General features: G+C 59.4%; 13 protein-coding genes and 1 pseudogene. 10 read left to right on the top strand and 4 right to left on the bottom strand.

Annotated features, from left to right (window positions below; translation table 11 throughout):
* The first annotated feature begins 36 nt into the window (after window positions 1–36).
* The gene (locus KZJ38_RS16430; protein ID WP_219797228.1) at window positions 37–756 is read left to right on the top strand and encodes a YrzE family protein; all 720 of its coding nucleotides are present in this window, start codon (window positions 37–39) and stop codon (window positions 754–756) included.
* A gap of 323 nt (window positions 757–1,079) precedes the next feature.
* On the top strand, window positions 1,080–1,259 hold the full coding sequence (locus KZJ38_RS16425) for a cold-shock protein (RefSeq protein WP_219797227.1): 180 nt from the start codon (window positions 1,080–1,082) through the stop codon (window positions 1,257–1,259).
* A 138-nt stretch (window positions 1,260–1,397) separates the two neighbouring features.
* Here the strand turns inward: KZJ38_RS16425 and KZJ38_RS16420 are convergent, their stop codons facing one another.
* Window positions 1,398–10,001: a glycoside hydrolase family 94 protein gene (locus tag KZJ38_RS16420; protein ID WP_219797225.1), complete on the bottom strand. Its 8,604-nt coding sequence runs from the start codon at window positions 9,999–10,001 to the stop codon at window positions 1,398–1,400.
* Window positions 10,002–10,872: 871 nt separating this feature from the next.
* Between KZJ38_RS16420 and KZJ38_RS16415 the strand changes: the two genes are divergently transcribed.
* The 5 genes and pseudogenes from KZJ38_RS16415 to KZJ38_RS16395 all read left to right on the top strand — a co-directional run bounded on the left by KZJ38_RS16415 (window position 10,873) and on the right by KZJ38_RS16395 (window position 14,543).
* On the top strand, window positions 10,873–11,076 hold the full coding sequence (locus KZJ38_RS16415) for a cold-shock protein (RefSeq protein WP_219797223.1): 204 nt from the start codon (window positions 10,873–10,875) through the stop codon (window positions 11,074–11,076).
* Between the two features lie 999 nt (window positions 11,077–12,075).
* On the top strand, window positions 12,076–12,336 hold the full coding sequence (locus tag KZJ38_RS16410) for a hypothetical protein (RefSeq protein WP_219797221.1): 261 nt from the start codon (window positions 12,076–12,078) through the stop codon (window positions 12,334–12,336).
* Between the two features lie 540 nt (window positions 12,337–12,876).
* Window positions 12,877–13,549, top strand: a pseudogene (locus KZJ38_RS16405) (SPFH domain-containing protein).
* A gap of 11 nt (window positions 13,550–13,560) precedes the next feature.
* Window positions 13,561–13,848, top strand: a complete 288-nt coding sequence (locus tag KZJ38_RS16400) for a PRC-barrel domain-containing protein (RefSeq protein ID WP_219797220.1) — start codon at window positions 13,561–13,563, stop codon at window positions 13,846–13,848.
* A 434-nt stretch (window positions 13,849–14,282) separates the two neighbouring features.
* The gene (locus KZJ38_RS16395; RefSeq protein WP_219797218.1) at window positions 14,283–14,543 is read left to right on the top strand and encodes a hypothetical protein; all 261 of its coding nucleotides are present in this window, start codon (window positions 14,283–14,285) and stop codon (window positions 14,541–14,543) included.
* A gap of 739 nt (window positions 14,544–15,282) precedes the next feature.
* On the opposite strand, the gene KZJ38_RS16390 is transcribed toward KZJ38_RS16395, so the two are convergent.
* The 3 genes from KZJ38_RS16390 to KZJ38_RS16380 all read right to left on the bottom strand — a co-directional run bounded on the left by KZJ38_RS16390 (window position 15,283) and on the right by KZJ38_RS16380 (window position 18,477).
* Complete coding sequence (locus tag KZJ38_RS16390) at window positions 15,283–16,281, bottom strand: S1 family peptidase (protein WP_219797216.1); 999 nt, start codon at window positions 16,279–16,281, stop codon at window positions 15,283–15,285.
* A gap of 289 nt (window positions 16,282–16,570) precedes the next feature.
* Complete coding sequence (locus KZJ38_RS16385; protein ID WP_219797214.1) at window positions 16,571–17,698, bottom strand: AI-2E family transporter; 1,128 nt, start codon at window positions 17,696–17,698, stop codon at window positions 16,571–16,573.
* Window positions 17,699–18,171: 473 nt separating this feature from the next.
* Window positions 18,172–18,477 carry a hypothetical protein gene (locus tag KZJ38_RS16380; protein WP_219797213.1) on the bottom strand — a complete coding sequence of 102 codons (306 nt, stop codon included), beginning with the start codon at window positions 18,475–18,477 and terminating at the stop codon, window positions 18,172–18,174.
* An 800-nt stretch (window positions 18,478–19,277) separates the two neighbouring features.
* Here KZJ38_RS16380 and KZJ38_RS16375 point away from each other — a divergent pair.
* From KZJ38_RS16375 to KZJ38_RS16365, 3 genes are all read left to right on the top strand, one after another.
* On the top strand, window positions 19,278–19,595 hold the full coding sequence (locus KZJ38_RS16375; RefSeq protein WP_219797211.1) for a hypothetical protein: 318 nt from the start codon (window positions 19,278–19,280) through the stop codon (window positions 19,593–19,595).
* Between the two features lie 362 nt (window positions 19,596–19,957).
* Window positions 19,958–20,209: a DUF1488 family protein gene (locus KZJ38_RS16370; RefSeq protein WP_219800390.1), complete on the top strand. Its 252-nt coding sequence runs from the start codon at window positions 19,958–19,960 to the stop codon at window positions 20,207–20,209.
* Between the two features lie 711 nt (window positions 20,210–20,920).
* Window positions 20,921–21,652, top strand: a complete 732-nt coding sequence (locus tag KZJ38_RS16365) for a sulfotransferase domain-containing protein (protein ID WP_219797209.1) — start codon at window positions 20,921–20,923, stop codon at window positions 21,650–21,652.
* The last annotated feature ends 552 nt before the right edge of the window (window positions 21,653–22,204 follow it).

Below are 22,204 nucleotides of genomic sequence, written 5' to 3'. Positions count from 1 at the left end.
AATATATTTCGGACCTCAAACCAGGCAGGCATATCCATGAAACTTTTGACCACCCAAAGTGGGCTACCACGCGTCTCGTGGGGCTCCGTATTCGCAGGCGTGATTCTCTCGCTTGTCGCATACCTGATCCTGAGCGTGCTTGGCGCAGCGATTGGCATGTCGGCGCTTGCACCGCTTTCCCGGCTCAATCCGTTGCAGGGTTTCGGCTTCTCCTCGGGAGCGTACCTGATCGTTATGACGGTGATCGCCGTTTTTGTCGGTTCCTACTTCGCGGGTCGATGTGCACCCGTACTCGGATGGCTGCATGGGCTGCTTGCCTGGGCGGTCATGATTCTGATGGTCATCTACGGAGCGTCGTCCCTGCTTGGCAGCGCGGTGAACGTCGCTGGAAATGTAGCGTCGACCGGGGTGACCGTCGGCGCAACGATGGACAGATCCGGAGCCGACGGATCGATGGCAAGCGCATTGACGCAACGGGTCCAAGGTGCAATTGCTTCTGCCACATCGGAAGCGTCCAGCCCACAGGCGCAAGCTGAAGTCCGCCAGGCGGCCGACACCGCCGCACGCAATGTGGCGCGCGCGTCATGGTTCTCGTTTGCGGCCCTGATCGTGGGTGCAATTATCGCGATCGTTTCGGGACATGCGGGCTTTCGTCACCAGCCTCCGTTCGAAGAGGCTGCCGGCCCATCGACGGGTAACCTGCCGCTTCGACGCGATGCAACCCATGGAGCGATTCCCGGCCGTACCGTCCCTTGAGCGAGTCTTGGCAAGCCTGCCCGGGATAGCCGTTCGATAACTCGGCCGGGTGGTAAATGCGGCGGGCTCTGCTATCCCGACGCCGCAGGGGTGAAGATCCCAGCCCGGCGAACCCTTCGTCCGCTTCCTAACGAGTGTCCGTCGCCGAGGATGACGAACGCGCTGGCGCTACGCGGCAGGTAGTCTGCCTTTGGAAGTTCAAGAAGTCCGATTGCTGTTCATCAATTGATCGCTCCCCAGCGGTATTCGTTGTCCGCTCCCTCCTTGACGCTTCGTGAGCGCTTTAATCGAGCAAATCTACGTATTTTTCTCAAGGGTTTTTTATGGATACCGGTACCGTCAAATGGTTCAGCGGCAGCAAAGGCTTTGGCTTCATCACCCCGGACAAGGGCGGCGACGACCTGTTCGCTCACTTCTCAGAAATTACGGGCGATGGCTTTAGGACGCTGGCCGAAAATCAGAAGGTGAGCTTCGAAACGAAGCAGGGGCCGAAGGGTCTGTAGGCGGCTAACATTCAGCCGCTGTAAAGTTGAAGGGCGCGGTCTCCGGCGACGGAGATCGGGTTTCAGCGACCTCCTCGCCGGGCTTTGTCTCTTCGGAGCGGCCCGTATCACCCATCGTGCGAATGGCTTCCGTGGACCTCACACGGCTGGCTCGGGCGAGTTCATTTTCTCGGCCACACCCGTGCACAACGAAATCGACAGCCTATGCGAGCGGGCATCAAGCGGCACGTACACACCATCGTCGCTGCAATCGACAGCTTCACTGTCAAGCACACTATGCATCGCGCGAGGCCCCGGGGCTGACTCCACGCGAATGTCGTAGCGCGTTGAATGCACATAGACCGTCGCTTCAAAGCCTGGCCACGAATCTGGAATACACGGATTCACCACCAGAAAATCTCCTTTCCTGCGAATCCCCAGAATGCCCTCGACCCCCGCCCGGTACATCCATCCGGCCGACCCTGTGTACCACGTCCAACCGCCGCGCCCGACATGTGGCGCGACCGAGTAGACATCGGCCGCGACCACGTAGGGCTCGACCTTGTAGCGTTCGGTCTCGATCGGCGTACGCGCGTGATTGATCGGATTGAGCAGCGAAAACAAACGGGCGGCCCGGTTGCCGTCGTGCAGTTTCGTGAACGCGAAGATCGCCCACATCGCCGCATGGCTATACTGGCCGCCGTTCTCGCGCAGCCCCGGCGGGTAGCTCTTGATATAGCCGGGATCACGCAACGACTTATCGAACGGCGGCGTGAACAGCAACGCAATCCTCTCATCCTGACGGATCAGGTGCTTGTCCAGCGCGGCCATCGCAAGCTTCGCGCGCTCTGGATCGGCTGCGCCTGACAGTACGGCCCACGACTGGGCAATCGAATCGATCCGGCATTCGTCGTTGGTGTTCGATCCGAGCCAGCTGCCGTCGTCAAAAGTTGCACGGCGGTACCATTCGCCATCCCATGCGTTACCCTCCAGTGCGTCGCGCACCGACACCTCATGTGCGCGCCAGCGCTCTCCGCGTGCCGGATCGTGGGATTGGGCAAACGGCGCGAACAGCTCAATCGTGCGCAACAGCAGCCAGCCGAGCCAGACGCTTTCTCCCTTGCCGTTTGCGCCGACGCGGTTCATCCCGTCGTTCCAGTCACCGGTGCCCATGAGCGGCAAACAGTGCGCCCCAGTCAATTCGATACATTGATCGAGACCACGCGCGCAATGTTCGAATAGTGAAGCCGAGTCCTCGGCTAGCATGGGCTGGAAGAAAGTGTCGTGCTCGCCGGGTTGCAGCAGCGGACCGTCGAGGAAAGGCACGATCTCGTCCAGCACCGCGCGATCGCCTGTGCAGCCGATATACGTCGCCGCCGCGTAGGCGAGCCACAGGCGGTCGTCGGAAATCCGCGTGCGCACACCTTGTCCCGAGTGTGGCAGCCACCAATGCTGGAAGTCGCCTTCGACGAATTGCCGCGACGCGGCACGCAGCAGGTGCCGCCGCGTTTCGTCGGGCCGCACGTGCGTCAGCGCCATCATGTCCTGCAACTGGTCGCGAAACCCGTATGCGCCGCTTGCCTGATAGAACGCCGAGCGTGCTTCGATGCGGCAGGCGAGCGTCTGATACAGCAGCCAGCCGTTGAGCATCAGGTCCATCGCCCGATCTGGCGTCTTCACCTGGATTGCGCCCAGCACGTTCTGCCAATGGCGTTTCACGTCGGCAAGCACTGCGTCGAGGTCTGCGGCGCGATAACGTTCGATCAGCGCCCGCGCATCGGCGACGCTTGCGCATTGGCCGACGAACGCGACCACTTCGAACGTCTCGTGTGGTCCCAGCTCGACGAAAGTTTGCAGTGCGGCGCATGGGTCGAGCCCCGCACCGGTCGTGCCGGACAGCGGCGCATTGCCAGTCAATGCGGCAGGCGCGGCCGCGTCGCCGTGGCGGCCGAGGAACTCCGTGCGATTCGCCGTCCACGCCGTTTGCCGGCCGCTCAGGTCGGCGAATGCGATACGCGTACCGAATGCGGTATTCCAGGGATTACGCGCCAGCATCGCCCCCGTGAGCGAGTCGATTTCCGTCATGACGAACGGTGCCGATGCGCCTCGCGAGGTACCGAGGACCCATTCGAGCCACGCCGTAACCGATAGCCGCCGTCTGCGACCGGACAGATTGCGTAATGTCAGCCGGGTAATCTTCAACGGATCAGCCCGCGGCACGTATTGCAGCAAGCCGAGTGCAATGCCGTTCGCGTCGTGCTCGAAGCGGCTGTAGCCGTACCCGTGACGCGCGACGTACACGCCGCCGTCGCGAATCGGCTGTGCAGTGGGCGTCCATACGTCGCCGGTGCTTTCATCGCGCACGTAAATGGCTTCGCCAGCAGGGTCTTCGACGGGATCGTTCGACCATGGTGTGAGCTGATTTTCGCGGCTGTTTTCGGCCCACGTATAACCGGTGCCTTCCGCAGCGACCTGGAAGCCGAAACCGCTGTTGGCAACCACATTGATCCATGGTGCCGGTGTGCTGGACTGCGCAGCGAGCACTGTCACGTATTCATGGCCGTTGCGGGCAAAGCCGCCCAAGCCATTAAAAAACTCAAGGCCCGCGGTGAGCGTCGGCCCCGCGGACGCATCAGGAGGCTCCTGCCGGGGCGATAACCACGGTGTTTTTTGCCGGCGAGGCGCGGGTGAGCGTGCCGGCATTTGCGTCAGGTAACCAAGCTGGGCAGCGATGGCGCCGCGGCGCGCCAGCAGCGCAATACGCGCGGCCGATAGCAGCAGCGCCCTGGTCTCGGTGCTCATCAGGTCGGCACGCAGCACGTAGATCGAACCCTGCGCGAGTTCGCCGTCGAAGCGTGGTCGCGACTGACTGCTGCGCACCGCAGTTTCAATCGCCCCCTGCAACTCCTGGATATACGACGAAGCCCGTTCGTTGACGATCACGAGATCGACCGCCAGCCGCTTCATGCGCCAGTATTCGTGTGCCTTCAATAGCTGCCGGACCTGCGCGATATCTTCGACATCGCCGATGCGCAGCAGCACGATCGGCAGGTCCCCCGAAATCCCGTGCGGCCACAACGCCGATTGAGGGCCGGCGCCGCGCACGATGGCCTCGGGCGTCGCCCTGAAGCGCGGGTCGGCATACAGGATCGGCGCCGCGAGCCGCTGAAAGTCCGCAGCCTCGTCGACCTCCACGTCGAGGTAGCGTAATTGCACCTGAGCTTGCGTCCACGCGAGGGTTTTGGCGCGATCGAACGCGTTGCGGTCGTGATGCTGGTCGATGAGATCGAGCAACTGCGTGCGCGATCCGGCCACCACGGTCCAGAACGTGACGCGCACCACCTTGCCGGGCGGTACCTGCACGCGATAGCGCAGCGAGAAGACCGGATCGAGCACCGTACCCGTGGTATTGGAGAGCGGACGGTTGCAGACGGTCGATGCGGCCATGCGGGTATTTCCCCCGCGGCCCAGAAAGCGTAGCCGATCCGTTTCGTACTGAGGTTCGGCGACAATCTCGCCCTCGACCACGGCGAAATGCGCGACCCAGACCTGAGCCTCGTCATGCGAGCGCGGACGCCGCGTCGCCACCAGCGCTTCGAATTCGGCAAGATGCTCCGTCTGCACGAACATTCGCGAAAACGCCGGATGCGCGTTGTCGGCAGCCGGCGTAGCCAGTGTAAGTTCGATGTATGAGGTCAGTTCGATCTCACGCGTGCTGCGCCCGCTGTTCGCGAGCGAGACACGCCGAACTTCGCCGTCCGCTTCGCCAGAAACCAGCACGTCCATCGTCGTGGTCAGCGATCCGTCGCGACGCGTAAACTCCGCATGATCTTCGCCGAACACGACTTCGCCGTATTCGGCTTCCGTCGCGCACGGTTGCGCGCTCGCAGACCACACCTGGGTGTCCAGCGTATCGCGCAGGTAGATGAACGAGCCCCAGTGATCGCGGGTGGCGTCTTCTCGCCAGCGCGTGATTGCGAGTTCACGCCAGCGGCTGTAACCGGCGCCGGTGGCGGTGAGCATCACCACATACCGTCCATTGGACAGCAGATGCGTAATTGGCGGCCCGCTGGCCGCCGTCGTGTGGGCGATGCGCCGCAGCGTCGGCGGCATCGCATAGGTGTCCACAGCGGACGTATTCACTTCCTCCGCGCGAGGATGCGCCACGGCCACGTCGCGCGGCATGCGTTCCTGCAGCAGCAGTTCGCTCGCCTGGATCATCGGCTCGCGATGAAAGCGCACTCGCATCACTGCATCGAGCAAGGTGTTTGCGATTGCAACGATCGTCATGCCCTGATGGTGAGCCATGAAACTGCGGACGATCGCGAAGTGCTGCGCGTCGGGCAGGCGTGTACGGGTGAAATCGAGCGCTTCGTAAAAGCCGTAGCGGCCCAATGCGCCCAGTTTCGCGAGTTGCGTGTAGTTTTCGAGGGCGGCCCGCGGGGCGACCATGGTCGCCAGACCCGTCGCATAAGGTGCGATGACCCTGTTTTCGGAGAGGCCGCGTTTCAGGCCGAGGCCGGGTACGCCAAAGTTCGAATACTGATAGTTGAACTCGATGTCGCGGGCCTGATACGCGGACTCCGAGATGCCCCATGGCATGCCGAGCGACCGTGCATACGAGATCTGCCGTTCTACGACCAGCCGGCTGGTCTGTTCAAGCAGACTGCCGACCGGCGCACGCATCACCAGCGACGGCATCAGATACTCGAACATCGACCCCGACCACGAAATCAGTGCGGAACCCTTGCCGACCGGCGTCGCGGCGCGACCCAGGCGAAACCAGTGTCGCGTCGTCACGTCTGCCTTGGCGATGGCAAACAGGCTCGCTAGCCGCGCTTCGGACGCAAGCAGGTCGTAGCAGCTCGTATCGAGGCTCTTATCCGCCTGCGAATAGCCGATCGACAGCAGCTTGCGATCCGGATCGAGCAGAAACGCGAAGTCCATGCCGAGCGCCATCTCGCGCGACGTGTCGGCAATCGAGCGCAGACGTGCTTGCAAAAGCTGTGGCACGGCGCCAAGTTGCTGCCGGTCGCGACTGTGTTCGCTCACACTGCGATGCAAGGCTTCGATCCAGAACATCAGATCCGCGTAACTGTCATCGCCGCTGGCCGGCATGATCGCGCGCGTCGTCTGCCCGGCTTTCTTCGTTAGCCGGATCAGCGACGGCGACAACGAGTCAAGCATCTGCGGGCCACGCAGGTGCGCATCGATTTCCTCGAAAATTTCGACGAGCTGTTTGCCATGCTCCGCGTTTGCCGCTGGCAGCGAGTCGACCGCCTCGCGCGCGAGTTGCAGGTTGTCGCGTATTCCGGATCTGGCAGCCGACGCAAGCGGCGCTTGCAGCCACTCCTCGCACGCGTTGGCGAGCGCGATCAGATGGCCGGCGAGATTGCCGCTATCGACTGACGACACATACACGGGCGCGAGGGCCCGCAGGTCCCGCGTGTCGTACCAGTTGTAGAAATGGCCCCTGAAACGCGGAAGTTTCTGCATCGAGACAAATGCGGCTTCAATTCGATCGACGGTTTCCACCGTCCCCGCCCAGCCGAAATCTCGCGCGACGACCGCCGAGAGCAGATACAGCCCGAGGTTGGTCGGCGAGGTGCGCTGCGCGACGACCGGCTTCGGGTCTTCCTGAAAATTATCGGGTGGCAGCATGTTTTCGAGCGGCGTAACAAAGGTCTCGAAGAAGCGCCAGGTGCGCCGCGCGATCAGGCGCAGGCCCTGAGCGTCCTCGTCGGACATCGCAAATCGCCCCGCAACCGCTGGCGAACGGCTCGACCACAATGCAAGCGCCGGTGCGGCCAGCCACAGCAACGCAAACGGCAGCACGAGCGGCCAATGTGCCGGCTCAACGGCGAGCGCACTGGCGCACAACGCGACTGCGAGCGTGATACCGCCGCTCATCTGCCGATAAAAGCCGCTCAGATCCAGGCGCGGGCTGGCCTTCGACTGGGCCGCCGTCGTCCACTCGAGCAGGCGGCGATGTGTGACGAACAGGCGCACCAGCGTCCGGACGATCGCATCACCCATGCGCCATGCGTGATCGGCAACGAATGCGGCCGATAAAACGATTTGCAGCGCAGCAAGCCGCACGTCGGCAGCGAGGACGCGAAAGTGATTGCGCAGGCGAATCCCTGCACGTCGCGGCAGGATCGCGAATAGTGTCGGCAGAAACGCGGGAACGGCGAGCGCGCCTGACAACGCCAGGATTCCCGCGAAACCGGCGCGGACCGGCATCAACCAGCACAGCGCGAACGCAGCGACCATCGTGGGGGCGAGTAGCGAGCGGCGCAGATTGTCGAGCATCTTGAAGCGGCCGATGGACGGCATCGCTGTCTGGCCACAGCCCCGATGCCCGACGATCCACGGCAGCAACTGCCAGTCGCCGCGCGTCCAGCGATGCTGGCGTTTTGACGTGACGTCGTAACGCGACGGCACTTCCTCGACTACCTCGACATCGGATGCAAGGCCCGCGCGCGCAAAAATGCCTTCGAACAGATCGTGACTGAGCAGTGCGTTTTCCGGCACGCGCCCGCGCAACGTCGCTTCGAATGCATCGACGTCGTAGATGCCTTTACCGGTAAACGAACCCTCGCCAAAGAGGTCCTGATAGACGTCGGATACGGCCGCCGCATACGGGTCCATCCCGCCTGGACCGGAGAACACACGCTGATAGAGCGACCCTTCCTGGCCAACGGGCAGCGATGGCGTTACGCGCGGTTGCAGGATCGCATAGCCGTTAACCACCCGCTGCTTGGTTTCGCTGAATTGCGGCCGGTTCAGCGGATGCGCCATCTTGCCGATCAGGCGCAGCGCGGCATCGCGCGGCAGACGCGTGTCGGCATCGAGTGTGATGACGTAGCGTACCCCTGACGGCACCTGCGGTGCGCGCCCCGCGACGGGCACAAAATTCGTATCGGTCGCGCCGCGCAGCAACCGGTTGAGTTCGTGCAACTTGCCGCGTTTGCGTTCCCAGCCCATCCATTTGTTCTCGCTCGCGTTGTACACGCGACGGCGGTGCAGCAACAGGAAACGGCTGCCCCCGGGGCCCTGTCCGTGCCGACGGTTCAGTGCGTCGATGGCGTCGACAGCGACGGCGAGCAGAGGCGCATCGCCTGGCAGCACTTCCTCATCAGCGTCTAGCCCGTCGGCCAGCAACGCGAACGACAGGTCGCCGCCACCGCCCGCGAGATGGTGCACCTCGAGACGTTCGATCTGCTCGCGTAACTCGGCCTCGCTGCTCAGAAGCGTCGGCACGGCGACCAGCGTGCGCAGCGATGACGGCACGCCCGCCGTCAGTTCGAGCCCGGGTAACGTGACTGCGCCGAAACCCCATGTCACCGCGCGATTAGCGAGCGCGGTCGCGACCTCCGTAGCAGGCAGGAATGCGCATGCGGCAAACAACGCGAGTAACCACGCGTCGGTGCCTTGCGGTGGTGTCGTCCACAGCGTCCACACTACCCACAAGGTCAGCGCCACGAGCATCGTGGCAGCCGCCAGGATTGTGCCGACGTAGCCGCCGATGCCGAGATGGACACTGAATCGCGTGATTCTCAAACGCGGCGGCGGTCGAAAATTCAATGCAGACTCGAGCGCGCGCCGGCCCTCGGCGATCAGATGATAGCCAGGCTCCCCGGCACGTCCCGCACGTTCCATATCGCCCGCTGCTGCAATCGCCGCTTGCGCCGACTGCAGCGCGAGATCGGCCACGTCGAGTTCATTCACGGATGAACCGCGCGCCAGTTGCTCGATCGCGCTGCGGTAGAGATTGCGCGTCGGGAAATCCATCGTGCCGAACGTGCTGCCTTCGCGCAGGCGCGCGTCGACAAGGCTCATACTCTCGAACAGTTCTGTCCAGTCGATGTCGGAAATCAGGCGAATGCTGGTAATCACATTGCGCACCGTGACGTTCGATGCGCCCTGGTGTTGCTGCGCGTGCTGCACGACCTCATCGACGGAAAGACCCTGGCACTTCAGCCGCTCTTCCAGCCAGCCCAGCGCCGGCGTGGTACGTGGATCCTGATCACGCAGCCGTTTAGCGAGTTGCGCGGCAAACGGCTCCGACAACGCGCCCGATGAACGTGAAGCGATATCCGCTTCCAGTGCGGTACGCGCGTTGCCCGATTCGAGCAGACGGTCAGTGAGCGCGTCGGCATCCGCATGCGCGGTGCGGCCCGCGGTCATCTGGTCGGCGAGACGTCGCAGGTTCTCGATCAGCACGATGCGCAGCGTGATCGCCACCGCCCACAATTCGCCGATCGTCAGCGGCTGGATCCGTTGGTAGGCGTCGATAAAACGGCGCAGCACCTGCGGGTCGAAGTGACTGTCGGTATGGGCTACGAACGCCCAAGCAAGACCGAATACGCGCGGATAGCCGGCGAACGGACCCGCGGCGAGCTTCGGCAACTGACGGTAGTAGCCTGGCGGGAGGTCTTCGCGAATCTCGCGAATCTGTTCTTCGACGAGGTGATAGTTGTCGAGCAGCCATTCGGCTGCAGGCTCCACGCCCCGGCCACTCTCCAGTTCTGCGGCACTCGCGCGGTAAGCTGCGAGCAGGACTGCGGCGTTGTCGTTGAGCCGCATGTGCAGAGCCAGTACGACGGGTGGTTTATTCGTTACCGGTTGGGAGGCGGCGAGGCTCTGCGCGTGCTGCTCAAGACGCTCGACGCCAAATAGTTCGTCACGCACTGGCGCGGTGTCCGTCCACGGCGGCGAGCGCGATCGAAATCGCACCGCGTACTGAAGCAATGTGTTCACAGAGCCCTTTTTCTGCGGTTAGGTGACTCGATCGGACGGGGCAAAAGGCCTCGCGGGCGATGCTGTTAAAAGGTGTGCTGGTCGTCATCGTTACGATGATCCGAGGGCGCGAGCACGGATTGCCGGTATGACGAACTCCGGTACAACCGCCCGTGCAGCCTCGCAACCGACGAAAACGGCGTATGCCCGACCATTGCTCTCGCGTGCGGCACGACGCGCGTGTCGCGCGATAGATCCAGTAACCAGGAGGAAATGGGCTGGCCCTAGGTCGACCCGTATTGCACTAGTACAGGCGATGCGCGGGGAAGAGAGATTTCAGGAGGTGCAGACCCCGAGGCTGCGTCCTCGGTGTTGGTTACTTTTTCTTTGCTGGTGAGCTGGCAGTCTTCGGGGCTGTCGGCCAGGACAGATCCGCCGCAGGAGACGGTACCTTTTTGGGCTGTTTAGGCTTTTTCGCCTCACGATTGCCGCGCAGTTGGCCCTTTGCCATGATGTTTCTCCAATTACTTGGACCGCGGGAGCGGCCGCCTTGTAATCCATTCTGCGCGCATTTGCCGGTTCCGTCTCCATCTATTTTCGCAAGCCCGACCGGTAGCAGGCAGAGCACGCGACCCGGCCAGGGCGGGTGTCAGATGTGGCGTGAAATGCAGTGCAACGATATACATCAAGGCACGGCATGCGCGAACACAACGAACAGGATGAACCGCTCATATGCATTCTTCTTGCCTGGTTGCTGTCACCAGCGTATTGTGGAATCCGAAGCTCAAGAAGGTCGATCGCACGCTGCTCGTCAGTGGTTCGCTGCGTCAGCGGTATCCGCTGTCCTCTCACTCCTTGACTCTTCGGACACTCTCCCTTTCAAGGAATGTTTATGGACACCGGTACTGTAAAGTGGTTTAACGATAGCAAAGGATTTGGGTTCATTACCCCCGACGCAGGTGGCGAAGATCTGTTCGCGCATTTCTCCGAAGTGAGCGGCGAAGGTTTCAAGACCCTTGCCGAGAACCAGAAGGTTAGCTACGAAACGAAACGTGGCCCAAAAGGACTACATGCATCAAATATCAAGCCACTGTAAGCCGGCTGGTGCCCGCACTTGCAGGCATCAGCAGCTGCGATTTCTTCGGGTTACCTCACATCGTCGATGCCTCATCTTTGCCGGCCTCCTTATGGAATCAGCTGCGAGCTGCCTGTGTAAAGCAGAAGCGTGAGTGGCAGGCATAGAGTAATCCTCCCGAGCCGCAAAGACTGAACGCAGACCCAAGATCATTAGGACGTACAAATATACAACTGACAGGAAGCTTATGCACAGGGCGCATGCGACGGACTTTCGCCCTAGTATGCGATGGTTGCTGGAGGGAAGGTTCTCCTGATTTTGCGTCTTTGCGATCGCCTTGCATGGATATGGTAAAGGGTGCTTCCTTGTTTGATGCAACGTACACGCGCTGAGATAGGACGCTTGGTCGCGGAGATCATCGGGCAAGCAGCGATTGACGTCCTGTGGGGATCTTCAACCGAGTACAGGCAGCGTTAGTTCCAGGATCCAATGATCCTGGCGAGGTCCCGCTCCTTTCCCTTAATGCTTTCAATCAAGAACTTCCTGATCTCGGAAGGGTCGCCAAGCGCCTGCTCTGCCATCGCGAGCACGTCCTGCATCGGTCGCGTGTCGGCGCCACCCAGAGCGATGTCTGAATCATGTCGCGCATCGTACTAATGCTGAGTTCCGCCCGAATGATCCGGTTCTCAGTGACAGTCAGGCTGTGACGTTGCTGGGCGATCGTAAGCACATACATGTCCGGTGCGTCTCGTCATGCATCGTAGCGTTCAGCCCGGATTGGTGCATAGCTGGCGATGAGTAATCTCAATTCAACATTCGTAAATTGAAGGAGCAAGTCCCCTAGGCGATCATGGGCCGAATGCGATGGCAAAGCGACTAAATCGCTCTTGTTCATTATCTCCTCACGGATTTATGCGTACCTGCATACCCTCGCCGGACCCATGATTCTCCCCTGTCGCCCACCAATTTGGGACCTGGGTCCGGGTTATGCTGAGGATGGCTATATTTCGGAGACTGACCATGAACATGAACGAGTTTAAATCAAGCATAGCGAAATTGTTACGCGATGTTCCACTCGGCACAACTGCAGACTTGAGCGATTCCATCACAGCGCACTGGGCAGGCAATGAAGTTGTCTATTGCCACTTGTGCGAAGACGGCAGCGGGCGCGTTGGCGAAGAATTTGATCTGAACGAGAAAATGTGGGTGCAGTTACAGTCGGTTATCGACTCCTGGATTAAAACGCCCGTGTTCAGCATGCGCCCTGAGACGCATACCTGATTCAACGAACGTGCGTCGCGCAAGTCGCTTGCTCGGGGAGGGCGGGAATGGCTGCGGCAGCGAACAGTGAAGGCTGCTGCATTGGGTTCGAGCTGGAGCAATAACGGAGATTCTGAATTCGCGATCTATGATGCGAAAGGTCCGTTCAGTCATCGCGCTCTCCTGGCTTCAGCACCTTCGTGCACGCAGCGGCATGCGGTCGCTCACCCGCGTTTCGTTTCTTGAGACGAGCCTTCGCGTTGCCGTGAGAAGCCCGGGTCTGCCGATCACTTGTCCGCACGGCCTTCTGCGTAACTGTCCGATTGCCAATGGCGCTGCCGAAATGCGCGCACAGCATGCCGTTGATTCATCCTCTCGTGATACCACGTGAGGAACGTCACGAAAGCCGTTCGCCACTGTACCGACTTTTACACCGGCAGCGCCCAAGCTGGACCACGGCGCGCGAACATCTGTTCTAGCACTACCTGGGGCGGTGTTGCGCGAGCGAACCTCCGGTGTGTATGCGCGATGAGCGCGACTTGGGGTATCGAGGCATAGACCATGAATCCCATCACACATTCTCTTTCCATCGCAATCGCGCTGATTGCAGGCGCAGTCGGTCCATGGGTCAACGTCGATCTGGCGGCCCCCATTTTTGTTGTTTCCATCTTCGTGGTTTTGTCGGTGAAAGTCGCCGGTGTGTGGCAAAAGTTTGTCATTCTGCGTGTCGGAAAACTCCACAGCGGCAGGGGGCGCGGAAGCGATCGACCGTGTCGAGCAGACGTCGTTGCGCGAGATAATCGGCTGCCCGATGCCGGTTTCGCTTCTCTCGGGTCGTCGGGCCGCCGATACTCGCCTGCGTGAAGAAATAGGAGGCAAGACAGAGGACTGGGGCGTTGAGGTTCGTTTAGCACGTTGCGATACCGGTTGCCTTGCACGACGCGATGTTCAGGCAGGCTCAGGCCGAACGCGAAAAGCAGGCTCGTGTGATCCTAGGTTCCGCCGAAGCGGACATTGCCGCGAAGTTCTTCGAAGTTGCCCAGGTTTATGAAAACCACTCAGGGGCGCTGCAATTGCGCGCGATGAATATCATTTACGAAGCACCCGAGAGCGCGGTGCGACCATCCTGATTCCGAGTTCGATGGTCGATAGCCTGAATCCGCCGCCCGCGCTGGCCATTGCTGCGCAAGGCGTGGCGGGCGGGTCACAGACGCCGCTGAAGACGGCAGCATAGTGGAGTATCGAATGATGCTGCGAAATATCGACAGTCTGAAGGGATGCACCGTGGCCCCGAACGATGGCGAAATGGGGCATGTTGAACAGCTTTATTTTGATGATGAAGCGTGGGGTGTCCGCTATCTGGTCGTCAAAGCGAGCGACTGGGCCAACGGGCGGCGCGTGCTGATTTCGCCGTACTCGGTTGTGCGCACGGCGGTGGCGATACGCATCCACGTTGATCTCACGCGACAGCAGGTGACAGCCCTCCTCGATACCCGTAGACCCGTCTCACATTTGGGGTGCCAAGTGCGATAACTCGCTTTGCACGGAGCGACTTAACGTGAATCCCGGAAGCACCGGGCACGTGTCACTTTGTAAAGACCAGCTCTGAAGGAGTAAGCGAAATGACCCTGAACTATGCGGGTAGGTCGCACGATGACGCCGTGCAGCACGCCACAGGCAGAAACAGAAGGCGCAGGAGCAGGCGAGCGGTGGAGCGGTGTCATGGCAATCGAAGGCACTGAGGCCGGCGCCGAGCACAGTGGGATAGATCAACACGATGTCAACAGGCGCGGCAAAACCAGAATCGGACGGGAATAACTATAGGCGCTCGGAATGGCTGGACGACGTTTCGACGCAGTTGCAAACCTGCGATGGCGCAGCTGGAAAATTCGTCTACGCTTTGAACGTTACAGAGTGCCGCAAGCGGGCCTTGATTGTGCTTAGTTTTTAACCAGCGGAGTTTGGCGATGTATCGAATGATTCCCTATAGAGAGTTTGAGATTCATGTCACATTGACTCCTTCCGCGAAGGACATGTACGAGGTGACAATGCAAATTAAAGGTGGTGCCAACTTCGCCATCATCGGCGAAAGTGGGAACGCAATCCAGCTTCGCCATGGGCCCTTTACCAGGCGCTGGGCCTACCTGGTTGCGGAAGTTGCCGGGCAAGCAGCGATTGACGTCCTTTTGGGAGCTTCAATCGATACCAACGGCTCGCGATTGAAGTGAGTTCTCTCAACCCTCTCGTCGCTCAAGGGGGATGACTGGTGCCGAAAGCTGCTGGAGCGACGCCACTTCAACACAGTCGCGGTTCCACTCGATGTGATAACAGTCGGAGAAGGTGGTCAGGACAACATCTGGATCTTTTGACCGCGCCCCTGATGCGACAGCAAAGCAGTTGGAATCGCGGGGGAATAGAAAAAAAGCCGGCGCTTGCCGGCTTCTCATCAGGCGGGGAGACCGCCAGACAACCTGCTCGTGCAGGAGGTCATTTTCGTGTGTGCGCAATCGCTACGTATCAGCCACGACTATATACCTATCGCGCCAGATGTACAGTGGTTTCGAAAGCGTGGCGGCCGGACGGTAAAACTAGACATCAGCATTCAACCGTGGTGTGGCGTTGCACGCGCCTGCGATTTTCGGATACTGTGGGCCACGCAAGCAACCGACACCAAAACACTAGTGCGCGCGTAAGCAATGCGATGCTCTGCGCTCATGGCCTGATTCGTCGTGGAAAGATGTCGCGAACACTGAACCGGCAGTCGATGGACGGTTTGCCGAGACAACTAACATTGACTGAACCGATATGGCGGCTTCGAAGCGGGCTGTTTTGACATTTGCGTTAAAAGTCCACCCGATTGCACCATACGAATGGTTGCAGGCAGATCGCCGATGTCGTTGATGCTAAATTGGTGCAAGCGGCAGGAATTCCGGTCCGCTAGCGGGGCAAAGGTGTGACGCAGGCAAGCTAATCGCCTGTCAGGTTCAGCAGAACGTCGGCGTACCAGGCGCTGTTGAGGCCCAGGGACTCGTCGACGTGCAGATCGCGCACTCCCATGTCGATTGTCGACGAATGAACCCCCAGGAGCACCCATGGAAGGGCCGATGCCGCGTCGCTTACGTCCATCGACGCGTTGCTCATAACGACAGGTGCGCCGCTCGTGCCGCGGTGCGTTCGCGCGTCCGTGATGAAGCAGCCTTTGCCTTGGAAACGCAGGCCGAACGCGGAAGCTATGACGCCTTGTCTTACCACGGGCAGATGATGCAGCGAGTCGTGAAAGCCTAGCGGAAATCCGACAATCAGCACGGAAGCGCCGATGGGTGTCACGTGATCGAACGACGGAAGGTGTTCGGGGCCGAACGCTTCGAAAACTGCCGTTGGCGGCAACCGGTCTTTGCGAATTTCGAGGACCGCGACGTCGATCTCGCCGCCGGTATCCATCGCCTGACGCCAGAGGGCTGCGCCCGCCGCGTACAAGGGAAGGGTGAACCACGTCGAAGCGCCGAGGTTGTCGCGATCGACGTGAAGTTCAACCTCGATGCGATCCGGGAAATGCCTGCTTGGTACGTCGGCAAGTACGTGACGGCTCGTGACAAGAAAGAGGTGATCCTGACGTGCAAAAAAGAAGCCGCTTGCATTCGTCAGGTGGCCCAGTTGGCTGAACGTTCGTACTCGGGCGGCGGTGAGCAGGAGCGCCTCAACTGCGGGCCTGCGCGCGAGGTCTCCTGGCGCAGCCCCGGACATGGTTTGGTCAAGAAATTCCCGCAGCGCGCTGTGCTGTGGTCCCCATTGTCCAGACTGGCCTGCTGAAAGGAACGCCGCGACAGGCAAGTCCGACGCAGCGCCACCCGAGGCGGCATTGGGTATGTGCCGAACCACTGGCAAGGAACTCGCACCGTTGCAAAAAAGCCATTTGTCGCCGTTTGGGCTGCAATATAGCTCGATCTGGTCAATTTCAATCGGCATCCTGATTACCTCCACCTTTGTAGCATCAGACCGGAGTTGAAAGACGGTCTTATGTGCGTGCAGCGCACTGGTCGCGCAGACCCCGGCTTAGGTCGTTGTTCTGCAGCGCCTAACACTGACGCTCCACGATCGCGCGTCCATCGACGATTGGGGTGCAGCGACAAGAGGCACGCGTTTCATACCTAGGGGTTCGACAATGCGAACTTCACTGTGCCGCGTCGGTAAGCATTGAAGGTGGCATCGCATGGGACGCGGTGCTGCCCGATCCGCCCGTATCTGCGGGCTTCGCTTATGGCTTCCGGATGCTCGTCTCGGCCAAGGCCTGCAAAGCGACGTCGGCTTTGCCCTCCAATCGTTTCACCCGTTCTGGAATCGTTCTCTCGTCGCTGCCCTCGATTACTGAAATGTCCCAGCAAGAGACAAAAAGAGCCGCTATGAGCGGACCGATCACGAACCCATTGATTCCAAAGACGGACACCCCTCCGAGAGTCGAGATCAGCACTACCCAATCCGGTAACCGGGTGTCTTTGCGCACGAGAACCGGGCGTAGTATGTTGTCGACAGCCCCCATGACCAGCGTGCAAAAGATAGTCAGCACGATGGCCTTCCACAGTGGGCCTGCGAGAAGGAAATAGACCGCAACGGGGACCCATACAAGCGCGGAGCCGATGGCCGGTAGCAGCGAGAGGAATGCCATCAGAGTGCCCCAAAGCAGAGCGCCCTTGATGCCCAGTACGAAGAAGGCCAGACCGCCGAGCAGTCCCTGTACAACAGCCACGGCGACATTGCCCTTGACAGTCGCCCGGACCACTGTGGCAAACCGGCTGAGAAGCTTGCGCTTGTGCATCTCTTCCAGCGGCACTGCCTCGCGAATGCGTCGCGAAATCGCGATGCCATCGCGCAACAGGAAGAAGACCAGGTACAGCATGACGCCAAAACCAATTGCAAACCGTAGTGTGTTTTGCCCGATCGCGACTGCCTGTGCTGCCATGAACTGACTGATTATTGCCGCACCATCGGCCAACTTCGCCTGCAAACCGGCAACGTCGCCCAGTCCGACGTCACCCAGCCACCGCTGTACGAAAGACGGAAGAGCGTGCATGGCCTTCTGGAAATACAGGCCGAAGTCCCATTGACCCGTCTTGATTTGGTTGTAGGCGAATGTCGCTTCCTGCGCCAGCGTACCAACCAGTAGTCCCACCGGCAGAATGACGATCAACACGCACAATGCGAGCGTCGTCAGCGCCGCTGTATTCGGGCGATTGCCGAATTTCACTGTGAGTCTTCGCTGAAGCGGCTGAAAGAGAACGGCGAGGATTGTGCCCCAGAATATCGCACTGAAAAACGGCAGGAGAATCCAGACAAGTGCAAGCGACACCACGAACAGCAAAATATAGAAGCTCTTCAGATTACGCATATGGTTACCCGTGCGTTCGACGCCGACGTGTTATGCCTGCCACTCTCACCCGTATCGTTGCCCGTAACGTACGGATGAGCAGTGGGTCAATATGCTGATGCATCGTTAAAGCGCCCGGGTACGAGGATGCGCGGGGGCGTTCGACGACGGGACGGCGAAAAGATGTGCGAGGAAACCATGCAGCTGATTCGCCCACATGCACAATACGCAATTCGCCCGCCCCAACCTTGGCGATTCATATGCCGTAGACTCTGGAACCAGTCAGCGTGCTGCAATAGATGCCATTGGCAGGCGCTCGCTCCTGTCGAGCGCAATGCGCGTTCCCGATACACTTGCTACGCGGCCACTGTTTGAACGCCAGCCATCGAGCAGTGTCGTAGTTGATGAATCAGACTGTGTCGGTGCTCGAAGCGCGAAAGGCATTCATTCGGCGATACTAAGGTCGTTGTGGCGCCCAAGCCTGGCAAAAGATTTCAGCCGTTCCTCTGCCCCGTGAACGGGCGCCAGCGACCACGCCGACTGTCCGCTGGCGCACCCGCTGCAGTGTCAACGCATTCTCTGCGTCCCGTCCCGTCCCGTGCACGCTGAGACTGCCAGAGCAACGCGCCCACGCTGACAAGACCGTTCCAGTCGCTGGCATTCATCGTAGTGTGCTCGCGCGCAAGAAACTCGGCCAGCCAATGCAAGGGATCAGTTGCAACTGGCTGGCTTAGGGATTCTTCGGCAGTCATGCCAAACAGCTCGAAGATACCTTCCACATTGATGTACGGCTTGTTCATCGCGATCCCCTCTGGCTTAGCGGGATCCACCTAACCGTTCCGGTGTCCATTCAGATCCCCTGCGAATAACGGAGTGTATGCGCCCAGACATCGACGCGGGATAAAGGATCAAGGAGGGAGAGAGAACGATGAATACCGCTGTCTGCCTGCGGTCGATGATGAGCAGCAATCGCGCTTCTTGAAGGCTTCAGTTACAAAAACTACGCTGTGCCCCGCAAAGCGTCAAGCTATTTCGGTCGACCCTATCAAAGGGACGCGGGCCTCACTGGCTCTCGGGCCGTGGGGCAATTCAACTTGCGTGCATGTGACTGCCATGTGAGCAAATCGCGACATACTCCAGTCGCGCGCAGTAGATGTACAAGGTTGTTTTCGTCGATTGGCACACTTATATCGGAAGCCTCTAAAGACAATATGGTGATGGACGCAATCACAGATCGGCCTGCACCCAATTGCTGCCGTAGGACAATTTCGCGAATAGCTGGCGACATTAGACACAGTCTTGCGTCAGGGACAGCGTTTACCTCGGACGCACCATGCATTCCGTTGGGCAATTCGCCCGGATGCAGTTCGGAGACATCAAGCTTCACGTGTGCATCGCTTCGCGTAACGCCTCTTCATTGCGGCACTACAAGCACTGATGACATGCTGCGCGCGCGCCACGGCGCCGCAGTACGCTCAAGGTCCACTTGTCGTACCGTAGTAGGCGGAGATGGAAGCGTTGGTCGACGCACGAAACGATAATTCGCGCTTCCTGTCGACATTAGGACTACACTGAAAAGAGCAATCATAGGAGCACTGTCATGATCGAAGCCACTCCCCAATCCACCTTTCGTGGTCTTCCACTGACTCCCGAGCACGACGCAGAGCTGAGGCATTACATAAAGAGGAAAAGACAGCGGGGCGAGCCATGGGGCACGCCGGAGTTGGAGGCCATGCTCGATGACATGCTGGAGCCTCCGGGCGTCGAAGACGCAGAAGCCGGTGCGGCTATCAATGTAACCAGGTCAGCCAGGGAACGCGCGACAGCTTCTGTCGACGAGGCAATGGAACCCATTGAGGCAAGCGAGGAGCGGAACGCGGCCATGGAAGCCGAAGGAATGAAAGGGCCGAGACGGTAGATCCGCGAGTCGAGTCACCGCGGCACGTTCGGTATTCTCAGGAATACCTCGTCACCGAGCATGACAAACGTATCAAGCCAATTTGACTAGCGTGCTTGTTGAGGTCATGGAAGTGACGTGGCGTGCCGACAGTGAGGCACGCATATATAACTGGAACTCGCATGCCAAAGCAAACCAAAGTGTATGCAACCTCGCCGGTCAGGCAAGGCGACTACTTCATCGAGCAGAGGGAGCGTGTCTCTGCACGAGATAAGGCGGAAAACGAGCGAGCGCGGAAGCGGCTCGACATGGACGCCCGTATCGATGTCAACGCGAGCAAGTGGCGATATATCTGTCTTGGTGAGTAGATGGAAAAAGCCAGCATGGTGCTCAATTTTCCTAATCCCAGTCGCATCTACGATGCGTCCAGACGATGTGTGTGCTTCTGGGGCTACGACAATGCTCGCGAGATTGCCTTTCTCGTCGACGATACGCTGCTGACGAAACTGAATCCCGACACGCATTCTGACGAGTCCTCGTTGCTCGCGACCTTCGACCGCCACCGCGACCGAATTGTGGGACTCGCCAGAATCGCTTATAAGGGTGGCCCCCAGAACAGATACACAATCTCATGAATGAGCGGGATGTGCTGGAAAACGAGCGCTGCATAACATGTCATCGCACTGCCGTCCCGTCCGGTGGCGCATCGAGAACGATGTTTGACACACGCGAGCGAATGCGAGCAGGGCCTGCTGTCGCCGGCCCACATCGACCTGGTTATGCTGCGTTCCCGGGTTTTAACGGACGTTGCCACCTTCTACTTGTGGATTGCTGGGGCGCGACACGTCCAGCCCTATATGGGCAATTCAGGTCACTGCATTGTATTTTGCGATACTAAATGATCAACCGTCCTCCTCGTTGACGACGACTCCGAGAATCTGGGCGCGAAACGGACCGGGCCGAGTTATGCCGTCGTGTGCGCTGCCAGCCGGCGTTCGTTGACCTGCCCATTGTGATGCTGCCTGCTGAGCTTGAGCTAAAACAGTAGCAGTCCGTTGCTGATCTGCATTCTTTCGCAAACCGGTCGCAGATCGAGATTCCGCTTTCCCGCAGAGTTCGGAGCAGTCCCGTCGTTGCGGGATCAGCCAAGCAAAGATTGGCCTCGTCGCGAACAATCCGATTACCTGAATTCGGAATTTGCGCCCGATATAATGACTGCGGGAGTTATTTGAACAATCTGCTAAACTCAAACACCTAAAATTGCCGGTTCGGCGGGAAACGTATCAGTTTCCGAAGAATAGTTCCCTGAGTTCGCATCCCACTCTTCCCTTCCGTAGGTTAGCAATATGAACAACGTTCACAATCAAGAGCCGACCATTTTCCATGTAACCCACTGGAAAGCCGGATCACAATGGTTACATCGCATCCTTCGCGATATCGCCCTGGATCGGATTGTTGCGCCTCAATTATTCGAAAAGCAATTCCTCATCGAGCCAATTGTCGCTGGCGCTATCTACCCGACGGTTTACGTGACCAAAGAGCAATTTGAATCAGTACCCCTTCCCACCGGTTCGAAGAAATTCGTTGTCATCCGGGACCTAAGGGACACTTTAGTTTCCGCCTACTTTAGCATTCGATACAGTCATGCAGTAATTGACAAGAGCCTTGCGGAATGGCGTGAGCGACTGGAAGCAAGCGACATCGGAAGCGGTCTGTTGATGTTGATGGAAGAATGGCTTCCGTCATCCGCGCGAATCCAGGAGTCGTGGGTGAAGTCCGGGGAAAATATCGTTCGCTATGAAGATCTGCTTCAGAACGACTTCGAAATTCTCGAGCAAGTGTTCATCCAGCAATGTGGGCTGTCTATAGGCACAGAACGGCTGCGAGAAATTGTTCACGATAATCGCTTCGAGAATGCGACTGGTGGACGAAAGCCCGGAGAGGAAAATCGTGATTCTCACGAGCGCAAAGGAATCGCCGGAGACTGGCGAAATTACTTTACGTCTGGTGTGACGAAGAACTTCAACGCACAATACGGGACTCTTCTCGTGTCGGCCGGATACGATCTGGCGGATTAAAGAATTCAGGTATGCCAATTCGCCTCCCACTTGCGGACGAAACTCTGCACGGTCTTCCTAATCAGGTGGTGGCCATATGCGGGCGTCAGAGTCGCGCGCTACGGCGCATGATTTAACGCGTCTGCCTTCGCCTTCGGAATACTTGCAGGCAATTACGGATTTCGCGCAAAAATTGCTCTCGGATGCCCGTTCCGACGTAGGCAAATGAGCTACCTCGATGGTTTGCCATCCCCGAAGTACAGCGCCTCGCGACGAAGTCGACGCGCACAATTGGAGTGCGGGTTTTCCCTGGGAGGGGGCGATCATTGCACATCGCGACTTTGACATGGCCTTGCGAATGAGCAGAGCCGTGCCTCGTCAGCGGGGCCGTGCACCTCAGTTTGAGCCTGCTATGTCGTTGTTTCGTCAGAAATTTTGAGCGTTGATAGGAATTCGAGACTGCTCGAGTTAAAAATGAGCGCCCAGGTTCAAAGCCAGGTGAATCTCGCCATGAGCGTCGCGCCGGGGCTGATTAAGCGTCATGTCGCTTCTTGAATTTGTCACTGCCCCTCC

It is taken from the genome of Paraburkholderia edwinii (assembly GCF_019428685.1).
Lineage (GTDB): Bacteria > Pseudomonadota > Gammaproteobacteria > Burkholderiales > Burkholderiaceae > Paraburkholderia > Paraburkholderia edwinii.
The sequence above is the reverse complement of the archived record's forward strand: the minus strand, read 5'-3'. Positions and strand labels throughout refer to the sequence as shown.

Bases quoted from the DNA above. Each gene is read 5' to 3' on its own strand.
- KZJ38_RS16430 (WP_219797228.1), top strand. From the start codon at position 37: ATGAAACTTTTGACCACCCAAAGTGGGCTACCACGCGTCTCGTGGGGC.
- KZJ38_RS16425 (WP_219797227.1), top strand. From the start codon at position 1,080: ATGGATACCGGTACCGTCAAATGGTTCAGCGGCAGCAAAGGCTTTGGC.
- KZJ38_RS16415 (WP_219797223.1), top strand. From the start codon at position 10,873: ATGGACACCGGTACTGTAAAGTGGTTTAACGATAGCAAAGGATTTGGG.
- KZJ38_RS16410 (WP_219797221.1), top strand. From the start codon at position 12,076: ATGAACATGAACGAGTTTAAATCAAGCATAGCGAAATTGTTACGCGAT.
- KZJ38_RS16400 (WP_219797220.1), top strand. From the start codon at position 13,561: ATGATGCTGCGAAATATCGACAGTCTGAAGGGATGCACCGTGGCCCCG.
- KZJ38_RS16395 (WP_219797218.1), top strand. From the start codon at position 14,283: ATGTATCGAATGATTCCCTATAGAGAGTTTGAGATTCATGTCACATTG.
- KZJ38_RS16390 (WP_219797216.1), bottom strand. From the start codon at position 16,281: ATGCCGATTGAAATTGACCAGATCGAGCTATATTGCAGCCCAAACGGC.
- KZJ38_RS16385 (WP_219797214.1), bottom strand. From the start codon at position 17,698: ATGCGTAATCTGAAGAGCTTCTATATTTTGCTGTTCGTGGTGTCGCTT.
- KZJ38_RS16380 (WP_219797213.1), bottom strand. From the start codon at position 18,477: ATGAACAAGCCGTACATCAATGTGGAAGGTATCTTCGAGCTGTTTGGC.
- KZJ38_RS16375 (WP_219797211.1), top strand. From the start codon at position 19,278: ATGATCGAAGCCACTCCCCAATCCACCTTTCGTGGTCTTCCACTGACT.
- KZJ38_RS16370 (WP_219800390.1), top strand. From the start codon at position 19,958: ATGGTGCTCAATTTTCCTAATCCCAGTCGCATCTACGATGCGTCCAGA.
- KZJ38_RS16365 (WP_219797209.1), top strand. From the start codon at position 20,921: ATGAACAACGTTCACAATCAAGAGCCGACCATTTTCCATGTAACCCAC.